The following is a 19,535-nucleotide window of genomic DNA, read 5'->3' as shown; positions in this document are numbered from 1 at the left end:
ATAAAGAGTACTCCTTATACCCTTTAAAACGAGACTAATATGACATAGGAGTCTTAAAGGTACATTCATCCTAAAAGGTTCTCGCAGACAAAGCGATGCTGAGGCCTAGCGTTAGTTCAGGTCGTCCTTGCGTAAATAGCATTACACTCTACGACGAATAAATAAGTGCTGATTTAGCTACTACTAAGCCTAAAACTCTCTATGTAATCAGTCAAGTTCTGCAATGGTGCCGATATAAACTTAATCTATTGCAGAAAGCTTTTATGCCGACTCGAGAGTAGAAGTGAAGGTGCTTTCGTGGATCCTGAACGAGAATACCCCAACTCGGTAGTAGCAAAGATCAGCGTTGCTGCCCTTTTTGGGACCCTAATTGACTACTACGATTTTTTTATAAGTGGGACGGCAGCGTCGGCCGTATGGCCCAAAGTGTTCTTCCCCGTATCGTCCGCAGCCATAGGACTTCTCCTCTCTCTCAGTGTCTACGGCATAGGATTCTTCTCTAGACCCATTGGATCTTTCATCTTCGGTCAAGTGGGGGACAAAAAGGGAAGGAAAGACACGTTAGTCTGGACTCTAGTAGCCTCAGGTCTATGCACGTTAGGAATGGGATTAGTGCCTTCCTACTACTCCATTGGATTAGCCGCTCCCGCTATTCTCACAACTCTGAGGTTTGGACAGGGATTGGGATTAGGTGGAGAGTGGGGAGGTGCTACAGCGTGGGTCACAGAAGTTGCTGCTAGGAAAAGACGCGGATTCTGGACAGGCTTCGTATCCACGTCGGTGTTCATGGGGCTCATCTTGGGAAATGTCACTTTCCTAGTTCTAGAGAGAGCTTTCCCCTCATCCTCGTTCCTTTCAATAGGCTGGAGGATCGCGTTCATTGTTGGAGCCATAGTAGTGCTAATAGGCGCCGCCATTAGGTACAGCTTGATGGATAGTCCATTATTCAGGAAGATCTTAGAAGGGGGTATGATCGAAAGAAGTCCGGCTACAACCTTACTAAAAAGAGAATGGAAGAAGGTACTACTTCTCACAGGGACTGTCCTCTATATAACTGCCGTGGGCTACCTGAGCCAAGTCTTCACAATAGGGTTCCTAGCTGCCCGAAAGATTCCTCCTCCATATACAATTACTTCGGTTATCTTCGCAGGACTAGGGGGATCATCTTCAGCGTAGTTGGCATGTATTTAAGTGACGTTATAGGGAGAAAGAAACTAATCATCTTGTCACAGATCCTAGTTGTGGCCTTGGGAGTGCCTTTGTTCTTCCTCATAGAGGTAGGATCTCCTATTCTCACCAGGCTCGCGATAATTCTCTTGACCTCCATTGAAGGATTGGGATTCGGGCCTTTCGGGGCGTTCCTAGCGGAGCAGTTCGATACAAAATACAGGTTCTCAGGGGGTGGCCTGAGTTACCAGCTTGCCACTCCGTTCGCTGGGGGTCTAGGCCCCATAATAGCATCGTCCTTTCTAGCATTGTATGGGACTTCGGCAGGACTCTATGTGGGCTTAGAGTTAGTAGTCTACGCCCTAATAGGGGTCATATGTATCATACCAACGAGGGAGACAAAAGATATAATATTAAAATAAATATTTTTAACTGTATTTTTTAAATAACAATGCTCTCCATATCTTTTCAGGGCTAACTGGAAGTTCGTTGAACTCCACGCCGTAAGCTGAAAGCGCGTCCTCCACTGCCAAGGTGAGGGCCACCGGGGCTGTCTCAGTGTTGGACTCCCCTATCCCCTTAGAACCCAGTAGCGTGAATGGGGACCTTGTCGGCGCATGCTCCATCTCGACGTCCACAGCCTCCCTGATGGAGTTCACGTAATAATCGCCGAAGTTAGTGGTGAGAGGTTGTCCTTCCTCGTCGTAGATCAATTCTTGGTAGAGGGCCTCCTCGAGCCCCTGGTTCACCGCGCCGATGGTCTGCTGCAGGACTATCCCCGGGTTTATCACTGTCCCAGCGTCGTGAACTGTGACGTACCTCAATACTTTCACGTCGAAGGTCTCCCTGTCCACCTCGACCAGGGCGGCGTCAGCCAAGAAGCCGTAGGTTCCGGAGGAGTTAGTCCTGTCAAGCGAGTCGGGAGAGACGAGGGTCTTCACGTGGTATGTGCTCGATGCATATAGGCCAACGTCGTCTTCGATCACGGAGGCGGGGTTCCAGTGGTAAGTCCCAGCGAGGCGCCTAAGGCTCACACCCCTCCCCTCTCCCCTTACCTTCACCTCTCCGTTCTCTAGGACCAAGTTATCTTCAGATACGCCCAGTAACTTTGAGGCGATCCTCAGCAACTTCGTCCTCAACTTCATCGCCGCCGAGTAGACGGCGCTCACCCCGACCGAGGCGAACCTGGAGGAGTAGGTTCCGGAGGAGACAGACCAGACTGTCTGATGGGTATCTATGGCAGCTACTACCCTGACATCCTCGGGTCTCACACCCAAGACGCTCGCCACGACCTGTGCAGCGACGGTCTCGTGTCCCTGTCCCTGTGGAGCGCTGTCGAGCTGACATATCACCTTCCCCGACGGCTCCAACTTGACCGTGGCGGTGTGTTGCCCACCGCTCTTAGGGAGGAAGTCCTTTCCCCTCTCGCCGGGAGGAGTTGTGCTGTCCAAGTAGCCCATGTTGGAAACCGAAGGGTCTATTCCCACAGCTATCCCTAAGCCCACTAGCCTACCCCTCTTCCTCTCCTCCTCCAGTCTCTCCCTCACCTTGGGGTAGTCTATTAATTCCATCAATCTCCTCACTGCAGCAATGTAGTCACCACTGTCGTAGACTCCTCCCGTGGGAGTAGTGTAGGGGAACTCCTCCTTCCCTATGAAGTTGTGCATTCGGAGGGCCACGGGGTCTATCCCCAGTTCCTTTGCCGCCTTAGTTACGCCCTTCTCTAGGGCGAAGTAGAGGTGTTGTCCTCCGAACCCCCTGATGGGGCTAGTTGGGACAGTGTTAGTGACGACGACTCTGGCGTTTATTCTGACGTTCCTTATCTTGTAGGGACCAACGAAGTTCCCCAGCTGTCTCAAGACGTGCCCAGGTTCAGGAGACCTAGGGTAGGCCCCGACGTCGTCCAGCAGGTCAGCATGGAGGGAAGTAATGAGGCCGTCGCTAGTGAGACCGAGCCTGAAGGTGGCCACCCTAGAGGCTGCCCTGGTGCTACCTATGAAGTGCTCTGTCCTAGTCTCGATCCACTTCACGGGAACCCCGGCAACAATTGACGTGGCCCCTAGGAGGGTCATGTAGTGGAAAAGTGCTGTCTTGTCGCCGAACCCTCCCCCTATATCTGGGGACACGATCAGCCTGAACCTCTCCTCGGTTAGCCTCAACGCCCTCATGGCGATATAGTAGAAAGTGAATGGACCCTGGAAGTTGGTCCACTCAGTGAGTATCCCTGAAGCCGAGTCGTAGGCTGCAGTAATTCCGTAGGGTTCCATGGGAGGCGTTGTGAACCTGGGGACCCTGACGTGCACACTCACCACCTTGTACGCCGAGTCTATCTCCTTCGGGTCTCCAAATACGTACTCCCTGGACCAGACGACATTGGAGCCGACTTCCTCGTGAATGGGTGGTGAATCTAAGGCCTTCGCGGGGTCCAGCACCGGGGGTAGGGGCTCGTACTCTACGTCTACCAGGTCCGCCCCGTCCTCTGCTGTGAATCTGTCCCTGGCCACCACCACCGCAACGGGCTCCCCAACATATCTCACCCTGTCTATGGCCAGGGAATAATACTTAACTGGAGAGTGTATCGCCATAGGGAATGGGTCGGTGATGTACTTGACATCCTTTCCTGTGACCACGGTCCTCACGCCAGGTAACCTGGTAGCCCTAGAGACGTCTATTGACTTTATTCTCGCATGTGGATAGGGACTTCTGACTATCGCTGCGTAGTGAAGGTTAGGGGGAGTGGGGAGGTCGTCTACGAACTTACCCTGTCCCGTGACCAACCTGAGGTCTTCTACTCTTCTAACTGCGACCCCAATGAAGGGCAACTGAACTTCCTTCTCAAGTTCTACGAGGGCCCTTGCTTCCATGGTAAACTCTACGCTTAGCTTCGTTATAAAGGAAGCGGTAAACGGCGACTAAGAAGAAGGTGAACGCGTAGCAACATTCTCTCGGCCCTTAATAATGAACGGTGTTAGGAATAGTTCCTCCAACTGTTGGTATCCCTGTCAGTGGTGAGACAGTCTTTACTTTCTTGCCCCTGGAGCCTCCTTAGGAGACTCTTAGTCAAGATAAGAGGCTCAAATTACAACTACTTCCTCCCACTATGTCACTCCACTGTGTCACGAGATGAAGCGGTGACTCCCTTAAATTAAAAGGAGACCACCACATATCCCTGATTGACGTAATAGGCTAACCTAACACTAAATGGCTCCAGCCTAAGCCCCAGCGAAGTAAGTTTTGACTCAATTCCGTTCCTCCTTGCGACTCCAACGCACGCGAAGTCCACAGCGTTCTTCGAGATCAGCTCCTTGAGCGTTTGGAGAAGTTCTCCCTCGATTTTGGTCAAGTAAAGTTGACTTAGTCCGTAGAAGATTACCTTGGGGTCCTCGTAGGTTCCATTCACGACGCTTCTATAGGCCGTCTTGATCCCCATCTCCATCCTCTCCCCTTCCGACGTGATAAGGAAAAGAACCTTTACCGCAGCTAGTAACGCCGGAGAAAGAATAAAAACTAGCTTCATAGCTAAACCTTTTAAAGGTCCCTAACAACTTCCTTTCCTTCACAGTCAACGCCGTTGCTGACCAAGGCCCTAGCTGCCCTCATGCTCTCCTCTAGGTCCACAGTGAATCTAGCATTCGGACTATCGCTTCCTTCTAGGGCAGGGGTTGGCATGATAACGTAAACTCCCCTTGTTTTTCAAACGAAATCTTAGGTTCTTTTATAGATGGATTTGCCGTAGTTACCTATTTAACTTTTGTGGAAAATCAATCATCCTTCAACATCAATGGCCGTAGAAAAGTATAGTGAAGCTGTTTCTGAGTTGGAGAGGGCGCACGTCAACTCACAAAACGTTGATGAAAGAACTTATAGAGCCAGTCTCGTCAACACTCTCCATGACAAGGAGGCTGGTGGTCGGAGTTACTGGGGGCAGCGGGCCTATTTACGCAGTTAGGCTCCTGGAGGAACTCAAGAAGAGGGACGTAGAAACGCACCTAATCCTTTCACCGTCGGCGGCCCTCACCATAAAGTTAGAGACTGATTACACAGTCGACTACGTGGAGTCGTTGGCCTCCCGGAAGTACAACTTCAGGGACGTGTCGGCCGCCATCTCTAGCGGCTCGTTCAGGACGGACGGCATGGTGATTATACCCTGCAGTATGAAGACGTTGGCCGGGGTGGCGTCTGGGTACTCTGACAACCTAGTCCTCAGAGCAGCCGACGTTACACTGAAGGAAAGGAGGCCGCTGGTGCTTGTGGTGAGGGAGACTCCCTACAACCTCATACACATTAGGAACATGTACATAGCTGCCAGAGCGGGTGCCATAATAATGCCCGCATCTCCAGCGTTCTATCACAGGCCCACAACAATGCAACAATTGGTCGACCAGGTTGTGGGTAGGGTCCTAGATATGTTTGGGGTGGAGCACAACCTGTACAGGAAATGGTCAGGTCCGCAAGCCGGGGATAAGGACGTGGGCGAATGAAGGCAAAATCCACTGGTCTAACATTTTTCCCTTAATTCAGTAAAGGAGTTGCTGAGTTACAAATCCAGCACCGTCAGGCGGTAGACGACGTGAAGCCGAGTTTATACTGAAGAGTGTTTAAGATTTTCGGGTCAGTGGGACTACCTAGATGTTCGTCTCTAACGTTTAAAGCAAGGAACAACGCCCCTATCGGAGAGAAGAAACGATACCCCCTGGGTGTTGGAGATACCCTAGCTAATTAAGGCTCACCTGGGTCAACATTTTGAGGTAACGCCTAGAGTAGTCCTCGCTAACCCGCGTGGGATCGAAGGTGGGCTCTGAGGTTATAGGTGAGAGCTCTGAGTAGTCACGTCTAACGTCCCGTACCTTACAGTAGTAAATGTCCTCCTCCTCACTTTCCATAGCGCTAACACTCAATACGTCCACCTTTACCGTGTAGGCGCTGGGGGGTAAGAAGAGGAGCAGGGAGGCCTTCCCCGTGCGAGAGAGGTTGCCGGCGGTCCTTGTACCCCTGTGAACGTGAAAGGCCATTTTCTCTCGGGAAAGAGCGAGAACTTGATATGGAGACAGGAGGGCCGAGTGAGGGTACTGATCCTGATCCACGGTGAGGAGGACGATGATCGAGTTCCTCCTCGGCGCCGCAGCCCTCAACAAAGAAAGAACCTCCTCAGGTAGTACCATCATGGACGCCACTCATCTCCGTGGGAAGGGATCGGGACAACGTCTCGTAACTCCTCAAGCCCCTAAGACGTCCCCCCACTTCCTCATCACTTCCCTCTTGGTCTCCTCCTTCGGCTCAACCACTGGGGGAAAGTCCCCTCTCAACATCCTCCCATAGGGCCTCACCGCCACCACGATCGCCCTGGAGCTCGTGTACTCCCTGATGTCCTTTCCTTCCTCGTGTTGGACCATTGGATCTATGTGGGTTCCCACAGTGTCCCTTATGATATCTAAGGTTGTGGCTGGGTCACTCCTAGAACACATGGCCCAGATCACCTCGTTCAGGTTGCTTGGGTCTATGTCGTCGTCAACCACCACCACGTACCTGCCTCCCAGCGCCCCCGGCCTCGCCTGTGCGGCCACGTACCCTGCCTGCCTTGCATGACCTCCGTAGGATTGCTTCAAGGAGACGACAGTGAAGGCCCTAGAGTAGCCTGCCTCGTGACACCAGACTCCCCTGACGTTGGGTATCCCGGCCTTCTCCAGCGCATCCCACACAAGGGCCGCCCTGACCGGGCACCTGAAGTAGGAGTAGTCGTAAGGGGGCCTGCCCGCAGTGGTCCCAAGCATAATGGGTTGATCCCTGAAGTAGACCGCCTCGACCCTTATTATGGGGCTCATTGTCGCGCCCCCAGAGTAGTAACCCATGTACTCCCCGAAAGGTCCCTCCCGCCTCAACTCGTTGACTACGTGGCCTTCCACTACTATCTCACCCGTAGCGGGAAGAGGCAGTCCAGTTATGGGTCCCTCAACCACAGGGAACCTCTCTCCCACCACCGCCCCCAAGAAGTTGTACTCCGACACTCCCTGAGGCACCTCGATGCCGGCGAAGATTGAAAGGGAGGGATGGTGGCCGAAGGATATGGCTATAGGGCATTCCTTCCCCCTTTCGAACCATTTCTGGAGGTGGAGCCTGCCATGTCTTGGCCCCTCTATGAGGATGCCGAGGGTACGCTCGTCGTGCACCATCACCCTGTAAGTGCCTACGTTCACCCAATCCGTGTCGGGGTCCCTAGTTATGACCGCGTCCGCTGTACCTATGTACCTCCCACCGTCTAGGTCGAACCACTTGGGAACTGGGAACGACAGCACGTCGACGTCCTCCCCCCTTCTCACGTTCTCGAACAGGGGGCCGCTTTCCTTTACCAGTGGGGAGTATTGATCAGCGTGTCTAGAGGCGAACTCGATTCTCTCCTTGAGAACCTTGACGAGTTCCATGTCCCTCCCCACCTGCTTAAAGCCTAGGGAAAGGCCCACCCTGGAGGCATCCAGGAGAGCTCCTGTAAGTATCCTGTAACCAGGAGGATACCCCCTTATCTCGTCGAACAGGAGCGTGTACCTCTTGGCCTTCGCGTTCATGTCAGTTAGGCAGCCTACCTCCAGGTTCCAGTCAGCCCCCCTTACTTCGCGGAGGAGTCCTCTCTCCCTTACGTTATCTACCCAAGTTCTTAGGTCGAAGCTCAACGCCATGTAAATTGGTTACGGCGGATCCCTTTAAAGACGACGGTCAGTAACAGGACGTCTAGCGTCAATAGTGGGAGCTCAAGTCAGTCTTTTACGCACCAATCAAATTGTGCGGTGTCGTTAGCTAAGTTAACGTAGGGTTGAGCTGGAGCCCCCAACTTCGTAGATCTGAGTACTTCTAAGTTTGGAATGCTAGGAACTCATCAGAGTAAAATTAGCCGTGAGGATCGGAAGGGTGAGTGAATCGAATGTGAGTGCAGTCGTGGACTCTAAACCGTTACGGCTTCTTGAGTATGACGTTAAGCAGAGCCTGATTCTCGCCTCTCTTCACGATTCCGAACGCCTTCTCCAGAGCCTCTGGTAAGAGCTCAGGATCCTCGACGGCCTCCGCGAAGGCGTCGCTAGCCATTGCTGTGAGCTCGAACTTCGGAGGGGGAGATAAATCCACCCCAGGGAAGTTAGAAGTCCTCACGGCGTAGCCCTCAGGGTAGAACTTCTGAACCGGCCTCTTGGAGGCGTACCACGACTGGTTGTTGTAAACTATGGTAAGGAAGGGTAAGCTATATTTCCTAGAAACGAAGTGACATGCTGTTGGAGCCGAGTAAATGTAAGTACCGTCCCCCACTAGAGCCACTACCGTCTTATCTGGAGAGGCGAGTTTAGCACCCAAGGCAGCACCCATTGCCCAACCCAAGCAGCCGAAGCCGGTCTTGTTGAATACTGTACCTGGCTTGGAGAACTCCATGTATTCGACAACTGGGGAGGTGACGGCTTCGCCGAAGACTATCGTGGAATCGTCCTTCACCTTTCCGAAAGAGTAGGAGAGCCACCTGGGGTCTATCGGCCTGTCGCTGCGGTGACTTAAGGCCTCTTCCTTGAACTTCTCCTTCATCCTTACGTGGGCCTCCTTGGCCCTAGCGTATCTATCCCTTAACACATCCTTACTGACGCGTCCTTCATCGATGCGTCTCAGCGCTAAACTGTGGAGCGGTGGTAGAGCTACCGAGCAGTTGCCCCTGAGGGCAACGTCGACCTTGAATCCCCACATAGGTATGGATTCCTTGAGAGGATCTACGTCCAGTTGGAGAACCTTTGCGTCTTCCCTGACTTTCACCTCACTCGGAATGTACGGCACGTCGGTATCCAGTAAGAGAATTACGTCAGATCTCCTCATATACTCCTTCCCATACTGGGACTCCAAGGATCCGACGTAGAGGGGATTATTAGTGGGGAAATTGAGGAAGTAGAAGTCCTGCACTACTGGAATGGACAATGCCTCGGCAAATTTGACCAGCTCACCAACTGCTCCTGCGTCCCTTCCCAGATAGCTGGTGACTATAAGGGGGTTCTCCGCTCCTATCAGCTGGTCCACTAGTTTCTCGAGTTCTGAAATGGGCGGGATGGTGGGGGCCGCGGGAACCGGCCTCACGGATCTCACCTCTCGCGACGGCACCTCCTGCATTAGGACTTCCCTAGGGAAGGTAATGTAAACTGGTCCCTTAGGATCACTGAGTGCTAACTCAAACGCTCTCTCCAACACGTGTGGAACTTGGCTCGGTAGACGGCACTCGAAGTCCCACTTCGTGAATTGTCTTACCAGTTCCCCTTGGTCTCTGAGTTCCTGGTACCAATGTATCTGTTGATCCCTGCTTCCTCTCAGGCCGCTCTCGGTCACCGGTGTCCTTCCAGCTATGAGTAGAATTGGGATCCTCATGGACTGCGCATTGAGGAGTCCACATATCGAGTTAGCGGTACCGGGGATCGTATGGACCATAACCGGAGAGACTCGTGAGGACGAGAGATAGTAACCATAAGCCATGGAAACAGCAGTCATCTCGTGGGGTACAACTAGGGCCTTCAACTTTCCGGGGTTAGTGTGTTCCACCTTGGCTATCGCTTCTATTATGGAGGGGTAGTCCGTGCCAGTATTCATCAATACGTGCTCGATTCCATAGTCCAGAAGAGAGTAAATCAATAGGTCTGCCGCCGATGATGGAAATAAACCTTCTCTCTCCTTCGCCTGATCCATGATAACTTTATTTATTCTTTTGTTTAAAAGGGTTATCGAAGCGAATTCCATGAAACTCGTGTCAAACGAATAAACCCAGACGGTCAATTGGTGATCTAACATCCTTTTCTTGCTCCATTATGAACAGACTTCCTCCCCGTTCTGCTAGAGTTCCCTTCAGGAAAGTATTTAGGGTTGTCCTTCCTTCAGTTCGGTTGAGTTCCTCGACGGAGCTAAGGGAAAGGAGTCGTCAGAGTTACCAACGAAGGTGAAGAACAATTAAATTGCTCTTCGCTCAGAGGGCACTATCGATGTATAGATGGCGTCTTCGCCTCCCGAATTTGCGTTAGGTCCTGTCACACCTGGGAGGGATTTCGTTACTGTTCTTCGCTACAACTTTACAAGTTTTAAGGAGTAGGCACTTTTAAGCTCCGAGTCACTTCCGTGGTGACTTGAGCTCCCCACTCCCTAAGCCGCGAGCGGGGAACAAGCAGAGACCAGCGAGAGAGGTGGGGTCCCTAAAGAGGAAGCCATCTGGGCCACGCACGCCATTTCCTAGAGCTTCCCCTCTGACGTGGAGGACCGATGTCGATTGATAAGACGTATCGCGTCTACGATTAAGCGGTGCGTCCGATCGTCCTTCTTGATAAGCCCGTTTACTTTGTGACGTTGAGGCCACCTCGCCGTTTTCAACACGCTCCTGAGTTCAAGGTGGCCTATCGTGTCTCCCCGTCGGTGAATAGCCCAGAACTAGGGCGTTAAGTGCACACTGACAATCGGGCCATCCGATTGCTGCGCATGTTCGAAGTTGACTCCACGACCTGTCAAGTGCAGTGAATGACGTCCCAGGGGCCTTCTCTGTTCTGGCAAACGTTTCTACTGCTTGCGGAACTCCCAAATTCATACTATAACCGTAGTCGGGAACTCCCACCTTTACGTTATGGACTTCTTGTCATTGATAGCGCTCGCCAAACTAGTATTTTTAATAAAAAAGATTTAAGAGATTTTTATTTTATAATTCTCACTACGGACTTTATGCGTCTTACAATGGACAGCTCGATGGCCGTTTTGTTTCAGTGGTGAGAGTTGAGTTCCTCTTTGAGACAGTACGATAAGCGTAGAACCATCACCTAAAGTTTTACATCCTTAGTCTCAGTTGTCATAAGCACGGCCACAAGCGAGAACACCGTTAAGATCATAGCTAAGGCTCCGACGTATACCCACCTAGTGGTAACTGTGGGACTGAGGAGTACTATTGCAGGTACAACGAATCCCCCAGCCACTCCACTTATGAGCGATCCCAGCTGGTAACTCAGTCCTGAACCGGAGTACCTGTACTTTGTTTGAAAGGACTCGGTGAGGAAGGCAGGGACTCCTCCGTACCCCAACCCGAAGGCACTCTGCAACAATACGGACGCCACCAAAATAAGGGCAGGATTCAGGGTGATCACCATGAGGAAATATGGGTAGATCGCTACAACGCTCAGCGCTATGGAAACGAGGAGAGTACTTTTCCTTCCTATCACACTGCTGACTACGCCCCCCACGGCCTGGAATATCAAATCTGAAAGAGCACCTAAGCTTATGGCTAGACTCGTAAAAGTGGAAAGTCTGTAGAGCTCTAGGGTCGTGAGGTGGTGCTGTCTGCCTAGAGCTTCTACAAGGGTGATCGTGAATGGAAGTACAGCTATGGTACTTATACTGACGTTATAGTTTACGGCAAGGGCCAGTTTGAGGACCTTTCCCCAACTGTCCTTAAGTACCTTAGAGGCCGGGAACCTTTCTACTCCCCTCTCCTTCCTTAGTTCATTAAAGAGTGGACTCTCGGACAGGAGGTACCTCATCACAATCGCCACCACAAGAACTATTGCTCCTACAACGAACAGGACTCTCCATCCAATGGACTCAAGCTCTGGCCGGGGGAGAAGCGTTGACGTGTAAGCGAAGGCCAGTCCGGCAACTAACCTCCCAGCAGGTGCTCCTCCCTGTACCCAGCTCGCCCAGAACGCCCTCCATTTCGAGTCGTACGCGTGTTCTATTACCCAAGAAGAGGCCCCTCCCCACTCCCCCCCGATCCCCAGGCCGAACAGCAACCTGAATAACACCACTAACGTTGGTGCCAAGAGTCCTATGGATGCGTAAGGGGGAACTAAGGCAATCCCCACCATTGCAACTCCAGCAGTCAGGAGGGTCCAAATGAGCGTGGATTTCCTACCGCTCCTGTCCCCATAGTTACCGAACAGGAACGCCCCGATCGGTCTAGTCAAATACGACACCCCATAGGCGGCTATGGAAGACGCAACGGCCACGGCGGCCACTTTGGAGGGAAAGAACAGAGTAGGCCATATCGCCCCAGCTACAAATCCAGCCAGAAAGAAGTCGTAGTAGTCTACGAGGGACCCTAAGGAGGCCGCTACAGCAACTGGAAGAACTACCTTTCTTGAGACTGGGCCAGTCTTCTCCCTCCCTCCTGCCATATCTAACCAATTAAAAATTATATCTTTTCTCTAATATAGTTTTCTATGAAAAGGGGTTCTGGGGAACGCTTTAACAGAGTTCGTTGCGATAAAATGTCTCGAGATGTGGATTTGAAAAAGCATTGGTCGTTATAGGCGAGCTTCTTGTTTATCGAACAGACTTTCCAAGGAATAAAAATTTCAAGGTAACGTTCACTAGCTACTAAATTACCACTTCTGCCTATCCGAAGTCCGCCTCCGGTACAAGGTGACTCATAGAGGAAGAGGCTTCTAAATTTACGCGCAAGTTACAGCCAGAAACCTAATTGCAGTTTTAGCCACAGGTTAGGACTTTGCTAGTCTCTATTAAGAGCACCATTAACTTAGCGCCTTATGGCACCTCGTGGGATCGCTTAATCTATAGCTTAACTCTTTTGAAGAGTCTCTCCGATATCTGAGGACGATTCCTGGGGATACTGACGAAAGACTTAACTAATTGCACACATGAGGTCGATCCATGGTTAATAACTCTAAGTACTCCTCAGACCTCCTTGTTGACGCATTAAAGGGAATGGGGATAGAATACGTTTCCGCGAACATAGGCTCGACGTTTAGGGCTCTTTGGGAGTCGTTAGTTAACTATGGAGATGTCGAGCTAGTTCCAGTGCCACACGAGGAGATCGCGGTCGGTATAGCCCACGGTTACGCCAAGGCCTCGGGGAAACCCATGGTCGTCTTGCTCCATGACGTGGTAGGCCTACTTCACGGGTCTATGGCCATATATAACGCCTTCTTCGATCACGTTCCGATATTGTTAATAGGTGCAGAGGGACCGATGGATTACGAGAGGAGGAGGGCCTGGATAGACTACTTACACACCGCCACCATCCCGAACGAGGTAGTTAGGGGATACGTAAAGTGGGACGACTTCCCCGCATCGCTGGAGAGTGCCCTTCGCTCGCTTATCCAAGGATATAGACTCTCACTAACTCCTCCCCAGGGTCCGGTCTACGTCTGCTTAGACGCCGGCTACTTAGAGAGAGACGCCACCAACGTCGAGATGCCAAAGGTCAAACCGCCCATGAATGTGGGAATCGATGACGATAAACTCCGAGAAGTGAGAGATGAGCTAAGGAGGGCGGAGAGGCCCGTGATCGTAGCTGGAAACACTGGTAGGAGACAGGGAGGAGTGGCAGATCTGGTCAGACTGGCCGAGAGGATAGGGGCCGGGGTGATAGATGCAGGGGAGTATTTCAGTTTCCCAAACTCCCATCCTCTTGATGCCACAGGCGTAGAACAGGTATTGAGGGAAGCCGATCTAGTCCTAGCCTTAGATGTGAGTAACCTCCACAACGTATTGTCCAGGACGGATAAACTGGAAAGGAAGTCGCAGGTACTCACTAAGGCTAAGGTAGTGAGGATCGGGGTACCTAGTTTGAGCTCTTGGGTCAACGAGGAGTCCATCGCATTAGAGGACGTCTACATCGTGGGGGAGGGAAGTGCTGCGGTGAGGAGATTACTCTCACTCACGGAGGACGTAAGACCAAAGGAGGAGTGGGCCCATAGGGTAGCGAAGTTGAGGGATGAGGAGAGGAGGAGGTGGAGAGAAGAATTGGAGAGAAGGTTCAACGACGTTCCTGTCTCAGTACCTAGACTGGCCCAGGAGGCGTGGGAAGTCCTGAAAAACGAAGACTGGGTAATCGCCAACGGAGACCTAGGTGGGTGGCTGAGAAAGACTTGGGTTTTAGAGAGGGAGAGGTGTTACCTGGGGAAGGTTAGAGCGGGGGGATTGGGGTACGGACTACCAATCTCGATAGGTGCTGCCCTCGCACTTAGGGATAAGCTCGTGCTGGACTTCCAGCCGGACGGCGACCTCCTCTTCACTCCTAGTGCACTATGGACAGCGAGGAACAGGAGCGTGAAGTTGTTGATCATAATGATGAACAATAGGGCGTACTTCAACGACGCCGACCACAACTACTTGATCGCCAAACAGAGAGGAAGGGACCCAGAGAGGGCCTTCAGAGTGGGGGGTTCCATATCAGATCCCGTGGTGGACTTCTCAACGATGGCAAAATCCATGGGGGTTCACGGTGTTGGACCAGTTGAGTCTCCAGGCCAGTTGAGATCCTCAATAGAGGAGGCGCTCGAATACGTCAAAAAACACAATTCTCCAGCCCTAGTTGACGTAGTTACGAGCTACAGGTAGCGAGGTTATAATGTGGACCGCTTACTTTGATCTTCTCCGCACTAATCCGAGCTAATACTTGTGAATTTGATTGTTAGAGGTCTATTAGATAAAAACTATCAATAAAGAGATAAGCCAATATCATAAAAACAGTCGTTATAAAACAGTTAAAAAGTCTACTCCTAAGCTACGCTGTGCCAGCGGTTAGGGTCTGTCTTTCCCTGTATATGTTTCCCCGCGGTTCCCTGGTGAATATTGCGCATAGAAGTCCCAATACGCTTAGGGACGCCACCATCACCGTCTCCACCAACGGATACACCCTCACCCCAGACGTCGCGATGAACGCGCTGATCAGGACTGGCCAGACCGATGCTATACCGTACCCTATGTTCCATATGAGCCCTAGAGCCGTTCCCCTCATGACTGTGGGGAAGGTCTCGTTGAGGTATAGACTGAGCGAAGCCTTAGCGTTAGAGTCCACGAAGTACATGGGGAACACTATGGCCATGACAATCGGTGCTAGGGCCGCCGTCTGCCTTCCCATGATTATGAAGAGGTAGCTCATTACAGCCATAATTGCCGTGGCTACTAACGCGACTGGTTTCCTTCCGGTTCCCTGGGAGACGGCTCCCCCTACCCAAGAGCCTAGCACGCCTCCTATCGAGGCCACGAGGGCCACCTGGGCTATGAGAGACGGAGGGAACTTGTTGACGACCCTTAGGAAGGTGGGCAACTGGTTTATGAGCAAGTTGTCTGCACCTAGCATTCCTATGGCCATGAACGTGAGAAGGAGGAACGCTGTCCTGGTCGATGGCTGCCTGAATATGTCTCTTATGGGAGAACTGGACGACTTCTTAGAGGACTTCTTAGAGAGGGCGAATATCTCCGACTCCGGCGTGAAGTAGAGCACCGGGAGGACCATCACCAAAGGGATGATACTCACCAAGAACATGAGTCTCCAGCCGAAGAGGAAGTACGCGCTGCCCGCGACTAATACAGCTGTCAACAACAGCCAGAGCGAACCTATGGTGTGGGCTAGACTACCACCAGACTCAGATACTCCTGTGAGGAAACCCCTGAGTCTCTCTGGGAAGTTTTCAGGGCCGTAGACTAACCCCACTGACACAACCGCACCTATGAAGAACCCAGATATCATGACGAGGACGGTGTAGACAACTGGGGCTAGGACGCCTACCTGTTTGTACGTGGGCGTGGCAGCTAATAGGGCTGTCGCGATCGCGGCTCCCGTTAGAGCAATGTAGAGGGTTCTCTTCCTTCCAATGGTATCTACCCTAGGTCCAATGATGGCTGCTCCCACGGGCCTGAAGAGGGCACCTGCAGCGAATCCGCCCCACGTGACCAGAAGTGAGATACCAACGTTCACTGATGGGTATATCTCCCTAGAGAGGTACGGTATAACGAAGCTTGGAGCAATGAAGAAGAGGATGTCGAACGTGTAGGTGAGGAAAGAAATGTAGAGCATCTTCCCGTGAGAACTTGTGAACTTCTCACCTTCTGGGGGTTTGCTCATACTTAATCTCGTAGACTAATGGATCCTTATGTTAATAACCTTTTTCACTAGTAGGTGAGAGACAGCTGTTTACTCAGACTGAGGTTAGGGAAGAACTAAGGACGGGCTTTTGCCCTTTTTCAATGAGGTAATTCAAGGATTTTCGGAGATCCTATCTATGGCCTACCCCTCGTACGTTTCACCTTCACAACTTTCTCCGAATCCTCTATAGAACGACGTAGTGGGGTTAGAAGAGAACGTGTGTCCGCTAGCTCCTCACTTCCATAGACGTCTCAAAATGGAAGGAGGAATAGTGTTGTTGCCTTGTTCCGTAAGGGTAATGTCCTCATGCACTTGTAAGAACAGCTAGCAATGAAGTTGACGATCCTCTACCCCGTCACTTAAGTTCAATCACGTGTATACGCTAACAACGGCTAAGAAAGGGAACCTAACATCCGATGACTCCCAAACCCTTAGACGCCTAACTGAGATCGTGGAGGGCCGATGGTGGGAAGTTCTCCTCGACAAACATGTCGAAGATAGTTACCTAATCTTGCTGGCCAACTCTATCCGTGGCCAGGGTCGAGGGGAGTCAAGCTCACAGCATAGATTAGCGACCACAACTTTGAAGAAGGCACCAAGGGAGTATTCAGCCTCTACAGGTTCTATATGGTAGATGGAAAAACTCCTTAGTTGATACGTTTAGATTCCTTTGGTGTTCTTGGTCCTCTCAATCAGTCTCCTCCCTATGGACTCGAAGTCGCCCCTCAACACGAACTCGGCGTCTTCCCTGTACTCCTTGGGCCAGTAACCTAATTCGTAACCGTACCAAGGTTCCTTTAGCTTCAGTTCGGGCAAGTTGAGTTTCTTCCATAACTGTAGGGCCCTCTCCATGTATTCCCTCTTGGGTAGGGAAACAGGAGGGTATGGCCATTTCCTTGTGGCATCTATTAATATCGCTGAGGAACCTATGACGTTGGGGGACTCCTTCTCGCTGTGCGGTGCATCTGGCCTGTACGCCGATACGTCTAGTCCCGCAAACCTTCCCTTTATTATCTCCACGTCCCTGTCTGGTTGCATCCTCCATCCCAGAGCCCACATCACAGAGTCCAAGTCACGCGCGTCTATGTCGTCGTCGACGGTGATGAAGATCTTGCCCCACCTAGGCTCGTATCCAGCTGCCAGGTGAAGCACCTGCCACGGGTGAGAATTGTTGATCTTCTTCATCCTTATGACACAGAGTTGAGCCTGACTTAACTCGTGCCACGCCACGTCTATTATGCCTGGAACCTTGCAGTCGTACTTGAGGAACTTGTAGTAAATGTTCTCCGAGGAGATCTGCCTAACCTTGGAACTCTCGCTGGGGGGCATCTGACTCATTATGTGAACGAAGATGGGATCTCTCCTCATCGTTATCGCGGTGATCTCCATCCTGGGCCTCATGAAGACGTCGGTGGCCATGTAGCCGGTGTACTCCCCGAACGCGTTTCCCACTAGGAACTCCTTGGTGGAGACCCTTCCCTCTACTATTATCTCGGCGTGGGCGGGAACCTCAAGGTTCACAGTCTTTGCCTTAACCACCTCCAGAGGCTCACCAGCGAGACCGCCCGCGACCTCCAGCTCGTTGACTCCGTGGGGCACTTTGGCCGAGGCAACATAGAAGAGAACGGGGGGACCACCGATAACTACGGCGAACTCCAAGTAATCCATCCCCATCTCCCTCGCGTTCAGGAGGTGAACCCACCCGTGGTTACCCCTATTTATCTCCCAGAGCGCCCAAGTCTTCCCCATCAGGTGCATGGAGTAGTTGCCCATGTTAACCCAGTCGCTTTTAGGGTCCTTCGTGATTATGTGGGTGGTCGTCCTCAACTGACCACTGAACCCTGGGACCTCTAGAGGCACTGGGAGTATGTTAAGTCCCCTCCCTTTCTCCATCTCCTCCTTTGTGATCACTACCTCCTGCACCGGTGCGCTCGACACTGTCTTAGTCTTGAGGGGGTGGAGGAGCGCTTCCTCCCACTTCTTACGTATGGACTCGTTAGTGGGTTCCGTGGCTAGACCTAGGGCATAGATCTGCGTTGAGGAGGCGTATATGCCGGTGGCGACCTTGGAGATCTCCTTCATTTCCTCGCCGTTGTTCGTGACACTAGTGAAGAGGAAACCCCTCCTTGCCTCTTCTGAAAGACCACGGTATTGGAGCCTCACTAGCGGTGTGAGCTCGGTGTTCTTGTCAACTGGAAAGTCCACCACAGTTAGCTTGCCCACTTCCTCTAATTTCTTGAGATATTCCCTCACGTCCTTGTAGTAGGACATGTGTTCTCCTTGAGGTGCAACATTTAGTGTTTTTTAAAGGTTTGGGGGGTTGTGGCGGTGGAGTCTGTGCTCTCGTCGAACGAAGAAGACCTTGGAGGAGGGGACAAACTACGCTGAACAAGTAATCGAGGCTAAGTTAAAGGTCTAAGTGCGTGGCTGGATCATCTACCGGAGGAAAGGTATCTAGGAGGGACGTATGCGCGACGATAAGGAATCAAGTGTCGAAATTAACGAGAATTCTCAACAAATTGTTGGAACAATCTCTACTTATAATTTCTCAGGATCTACAGAAATTCAAGAGATCCACAAAACACTGTAATCGGAAAATAAGGCATACGACGAATCTCAGCGAACGAACAGATATCTATCCGATTTCATCTTTCATCTAATTGGAAACATTAAAACATATGGCAGGATAGTGGAAAGTGTGAATCTCAAGACTTCCTCTGTGGGTAGTATCTGAACTCTATTGTGAGACACCCCGACTCGCTAACGTAGGGGCCGTGCCTCATCCCTGGATTTCTGAAGGCGTACATTCCCTCCATGAAAGTCTTGTTCAACGAGAGATCAGTGAGCGAACCCTTAATTATGTATACTTCCTCATAGAAAGGATGCTCTTGTGCCTGTTCTATTTTCCCTCCAGGTTCTATTCTAAGGAGTCTCGTGTAAGAGCCGGTTTCTTCGTCCTTACTTAATATCTTCTCATATACCTTTTCTGTGACCTTCCTCCATTCAAGCGTACTTGTATCGAAGAACTCCTTATTCTCCCTCATTCTAGGTCATTATGGCCTTCTTTTACTCCTATATATTTATAACTCCAGAGTTCGTAACGTATCTTAGTTGCAAGGAAGGGGGTTAAGGTGTAGGAAGACTCTTTGGCATAAACGTCTTCAAATTTACACTACTTCCGTAACTTACTGTTGGTGACACTAACGAAGCCCTTTCCTAGCTCGATCGAGAATATAATATAAGTGAGTATTTAGGAAGATCCACTTTCTCGTTTCCCTTTGAGGAACCAGATAATCAATTGAGGGTACGTCACTGTCGGACGGAGGAGTTCCAGGGCCCCACCACTTACTGACTGAGAGATGTGAATTTGAACCAACGGTGAGAACGAGGAACCCTTTCAGCACATTTTAATCCGTGAGGAGTTAATGTATCAAAGAGATAAATTTTCGTTATCTTATAAATAAATACCATATTAACGTTAGTTCAAGGAATCCTAGTC

14 protein-coding genes are annotated in these 19,535 nt (G+C 51.2%); 4 read left to right on the top strand and 10 right to left on the bottom strand.

From position 1 onward, the window contains the following. The first annotated feature begins 297 nt into the window (after window positions 1-297). Both HS1genome_RS02730 and HS1genome_RS02725 read left to right on the top strand, forming a co-directional pair. The gene (locus tag HS1genome_RS02730) at window positions 298-1,176 is read left to right on the top strand and encodes an MFS transporter (protein WP_158613698.1); all 879 of its coding nucleotides are present in this window, start codon (window positions 298-300) and stop codon (window positions 1,174-1,176) included. A 47-nt stretch (window positions 1,177-1,223) separates the two neighbouring features. Next, a complete protein-coding gene (locus HS1genome_RS02725) occupies window positions 1,224-1,589 on the top strand; it encodes an MFS transporter (RefSeq protein ID WP_126449462.1) in 366 nt (121 codons plus the stop codon). Between the two features lie 6 nt (window positions 1,590-1,595). Here the strand turns inward: HS1genome_RS02725 and HS1genome_RS02720 are convergent, their stop codons facing one another. From HS1genome_RS02720 to HS1genome_RS11945, 3 genes are all read right to left on the bottom strand, one after another. Beyond that, on the bottom strand, window positions 1,596-4,031 hold the full coding sequence (locus HS1genome_RS02720; RefSeq protein WP_126449460.1) for a xanthine dehydrogenase family protein molybdopterin-binding subunit: 2,436 nt from the start codon (window positions 4,029-4,031) through the stop codon (window positions 1,596-1,598). A gap of 281 nt (window positions 4,032-4,312) precedes the next feature. Beyond that, on the bottom strand, window positions 4,313-4,684 hold the full coding sequence (locus HS1genome_RS02715) for a hypothetical protein (RefSeq protein ID WP_126449458.1): 372 nt from the start codon (window positions 4,682-4,684) through the stop codon (window positions 4,313-4,315). An 11-nt stretch (window positions 4,685-4,695) separates the two neighbouring features. Beyond that, entirely contained in the window at window positions 4,696-4,836 is a 141-nt protein-coding gene (locus HS1genome_RS11945; RefSeq protein ID WP_158613697.1) for a hypothetical protein, read from the bottom strand. A 221-nt stretch (window positions 4,837-5,057) separates the two neighbouring features. Here HS1genome_RS11945 and HS1genome_RS02710 point away from each other — a divergent pair, with 221 nt between their 5' ends. Continuing rightward, window positions 5,058-5,648 carry a UbiX family flavin prenyltransferase gene (locus HS1genome_RS02710; RefSeq protein ID WP_126449456.1) on the top strand — a complete coding sequence of 197 codons (591 nt, stop codon included), beginning with the start codon at window positions 5,058-5,060 and terminating at the stop codon, window positions 5,646-5,648. Window positions 5,649-5,882: 234 nt separating this feature from the next. Here the strand turns inward: HS1genome_RS02710 and HS1genome_RS02705 are convergent, their stop codons facing one another. The 4 genes from HS1genome_RS02705 to HS1genome_RS02690 all read right to left on the bottom strand — a co-directional run bounded on the left by HS1genome_RS02705 (window position 5,883) and on the right by HS1genome_RS02690 (window position 12,317). After that, a complete protein-coding gene (locus tag HS1genome_RS02705; RefSeq protein ID WP_126449454.1) occupies window positions 5,883-6,332 on the bottom strand; it encodes a pyridoxamine 5'-phosphate oxidase family protein in 450 nt (149 codons plus the stop codon). A gap of 51 nt (window positions 6,333-6,383) precedes the next feature. Beyond that, on the bottom strand, window positions 6,384-7,838 hold the full coding sequence (locus tag HS1genome_RS02700) for a UbiD family decarboxylase (protein WP_126449452.1): 1,455 nt from the start codon (window positions 7,836-7,838) through the stop codon (window positions 6,384-6,386). 271 nt (window positions 7,839-8,109) lie between these two features. Continuing rightward, on the bottom strand, window positions 8,110-9,861 hold the full coding sequence (locus HS1genome_RS02695) for a thiamine pyrophosphate-requiring protein (RefSeq protein WP_158613696.1): 1,752 nt from the start codon (window positions 9,859-9,861) through the stop codon (window positions 8,110-8,112). A 1,109-nt stretch (window positions 9,862-10,970) separates the two neighbouring features. Continuing rightward, the gene (locus HS1genome_RS02690) at window positions 10,971-12,317 is read right to left on the bottom strand and encodes an MFS transporter (RefSeq protein ID WP_126449449.1); all 1,347 of its coding nucleotides are present in this window, start codon (window positions 12,315-12,317) and stop codon (window positions 10,971-10,973) included. 496 nt (window positions 12,318-12,813) lie between these two features. Here HS1genome_RS02690 and HS1genome_RS02685 point away from each other — a divergent pair, with 496 nt between their 5' ends. Continuing rightward, window positions 12,814-14,505: a thiamine pyrophosphate-binding protein gene (locus tag HS1genome_RS02685; RefSeq protein WP_126449447.1), complete on the top strand. Its 1,692-nt coding sequence runs from the start codon at window positions 12,814-12,816 to the stop codon at window positions 14,503-14,505. A 166-nt stretch (window positions 14,506-14,671) separates the two neighbouring features. Here HS1genome_RS02685 and HS1genome_RS02680 read toward each other — a convergent pair whose 3' ends face one another. From HS1genome_RS02680 to HS1genome_RS02670, 3 genes are all read right to left on the bottom strand, one after another. Further along, window positions 14,672-15,967, bottom strand: coding sequence for an MFS transporter (locus HS1genome_RS02680; protein ID WP_158613695.1), 1,296 nt, complete (start codon window positions 15,965-15,967; stop codon window positions 14,672-14,674). A gap of 729 nt (window positions 15,968-16,696) precedes the next feature. Next, complete coding sequence (locus HS1genome_RS02675; protein WP_126449443.1) at window positions 16,697-18,307, bottom strand: UbiD family decarboxylase; 1,611 nt, start codon at window positions 18,305-18,307, stop codon at window positions 16,697-16,699. Between the two features lie 434 nt (window positions 18,308-18,741). Next, window positions 18,742-19,080 carry a cupin domain-containing protein gene (locus HS1genome_RS02670; protein ID WP_126449441.1) on the bottom strand — a complete coding sequence of 113 codons (339 nt, stop codon included), beginning with the start codon at window positions 19,078-19,080 and terminating at the stop codon, window positions 18,742-18,744. Window positions 19,081-19,535: the final 455 nt, after the last annotated feature.

Source organism: Sulfodiicoccus acidiphilus (assembly GCF_003967175.1).
GTDB classification, from domain to species: domain Archaea; phylum Thermoproteota; class Thermoprotei_A; order Sulfolobales; family Sulfolobaceae; genus Sulfodiicoccus; species Sulfodiicoccus acidiphilus.
The sequence above is the reverse complement of the archived record's forward strand: the minus strand, read 5'-3'. Positions and strand labels throughout refer to the sequence as shown.

Bases quoted from the DNA above. Each gene is read 5' to 3' on its own strand.
- HS1genome_RS02715 (WP_126449458.1), bottom strand. From the start codon at position 4,684: ATGAAGCTAGTTTTTATTCTTTCTCCGGCGTTACTAGCTGCGGTAAAG.
- HS1genome_RS02680 (WP_158613695.1), bottom strand. From the start codon at position 15,967: ATGCTCTACATTTCTTTCCTCACCTACACGTTCGACATCCTCTTCTTC.
- HS1genome_RS02675 (WP_126449443.1), bottom strand. From the start codon at position 18,307: ATGTCCTACTACAAGGACGTGAGGGAATATCTCAAGAAATTAGAGGAA.
- HS1genome_RS02670 (WP_126449441.1), bottom strand. From the start codon at position 19,080: ATGAGGGAGAATAAGGAGTTCTTCGATACAAGTACGCTTGAATGGAGG.
- HS1genome_RS02710 (WP_126449456.1), top strand. From the start codon at position 5,058: ATGACAAGGAGGCTGGTGGTCGGAGTTACTGGGGGCAGCGGGCCTATT.
- HS1genome_RS02720 (WP_126449460.1), bottom strand. From the start codon at position 4,031: ATGGAAGCAAGGGCCCTCGTAGAACTTGAGAAGGAAGTTCAGTTGCCC.
- HS1genome_RS02685 (WP_126449447.1), top strand. From the start codon at position 12,814: ATGGTTAATAACTCTAAGTACTCCTCAGACCTCCTTGTTGACGCATTA.
- HS1genome_RS02695 (WP_158613696.1), bottom strand. From the start codon at position 9,861: ATGGATCAGGCGAAGGAGAGAGAAGGTTTATTTCCATCATCGGCGGCA.
- HS1genome_RS02690 (WP_126449449.1), bottom strand. From the start codon at position 12,317: ATGGCAGGAGGGAGGGAGAAGACTGGCCCAGTCTCAAGAAAGGTAGTT.
- HS1genome_RS11945 (WP_158613697.1), bottom strand. From the start codon at position 4,836: ATGCCAACCCCTGCCCTAGAAGGAAGCGATAGTCCGAATGCTAGATTC.
- HS1genome_RS02705 (WP_126449454.1), bottom strand. From the start codon at position 6,332: ATGATGGTACTACCTGAGGAGGTTCTTTCTTTGTTGAGGGCTGCGGCG.
- HS1genome_RS02700 (WP_126449452.1), bottom strand. From the start codon at position 7,838: ATGGCGTTGAGCTTCGACCTAAGAACTTGGGTAGATAACGTAAGGGAG.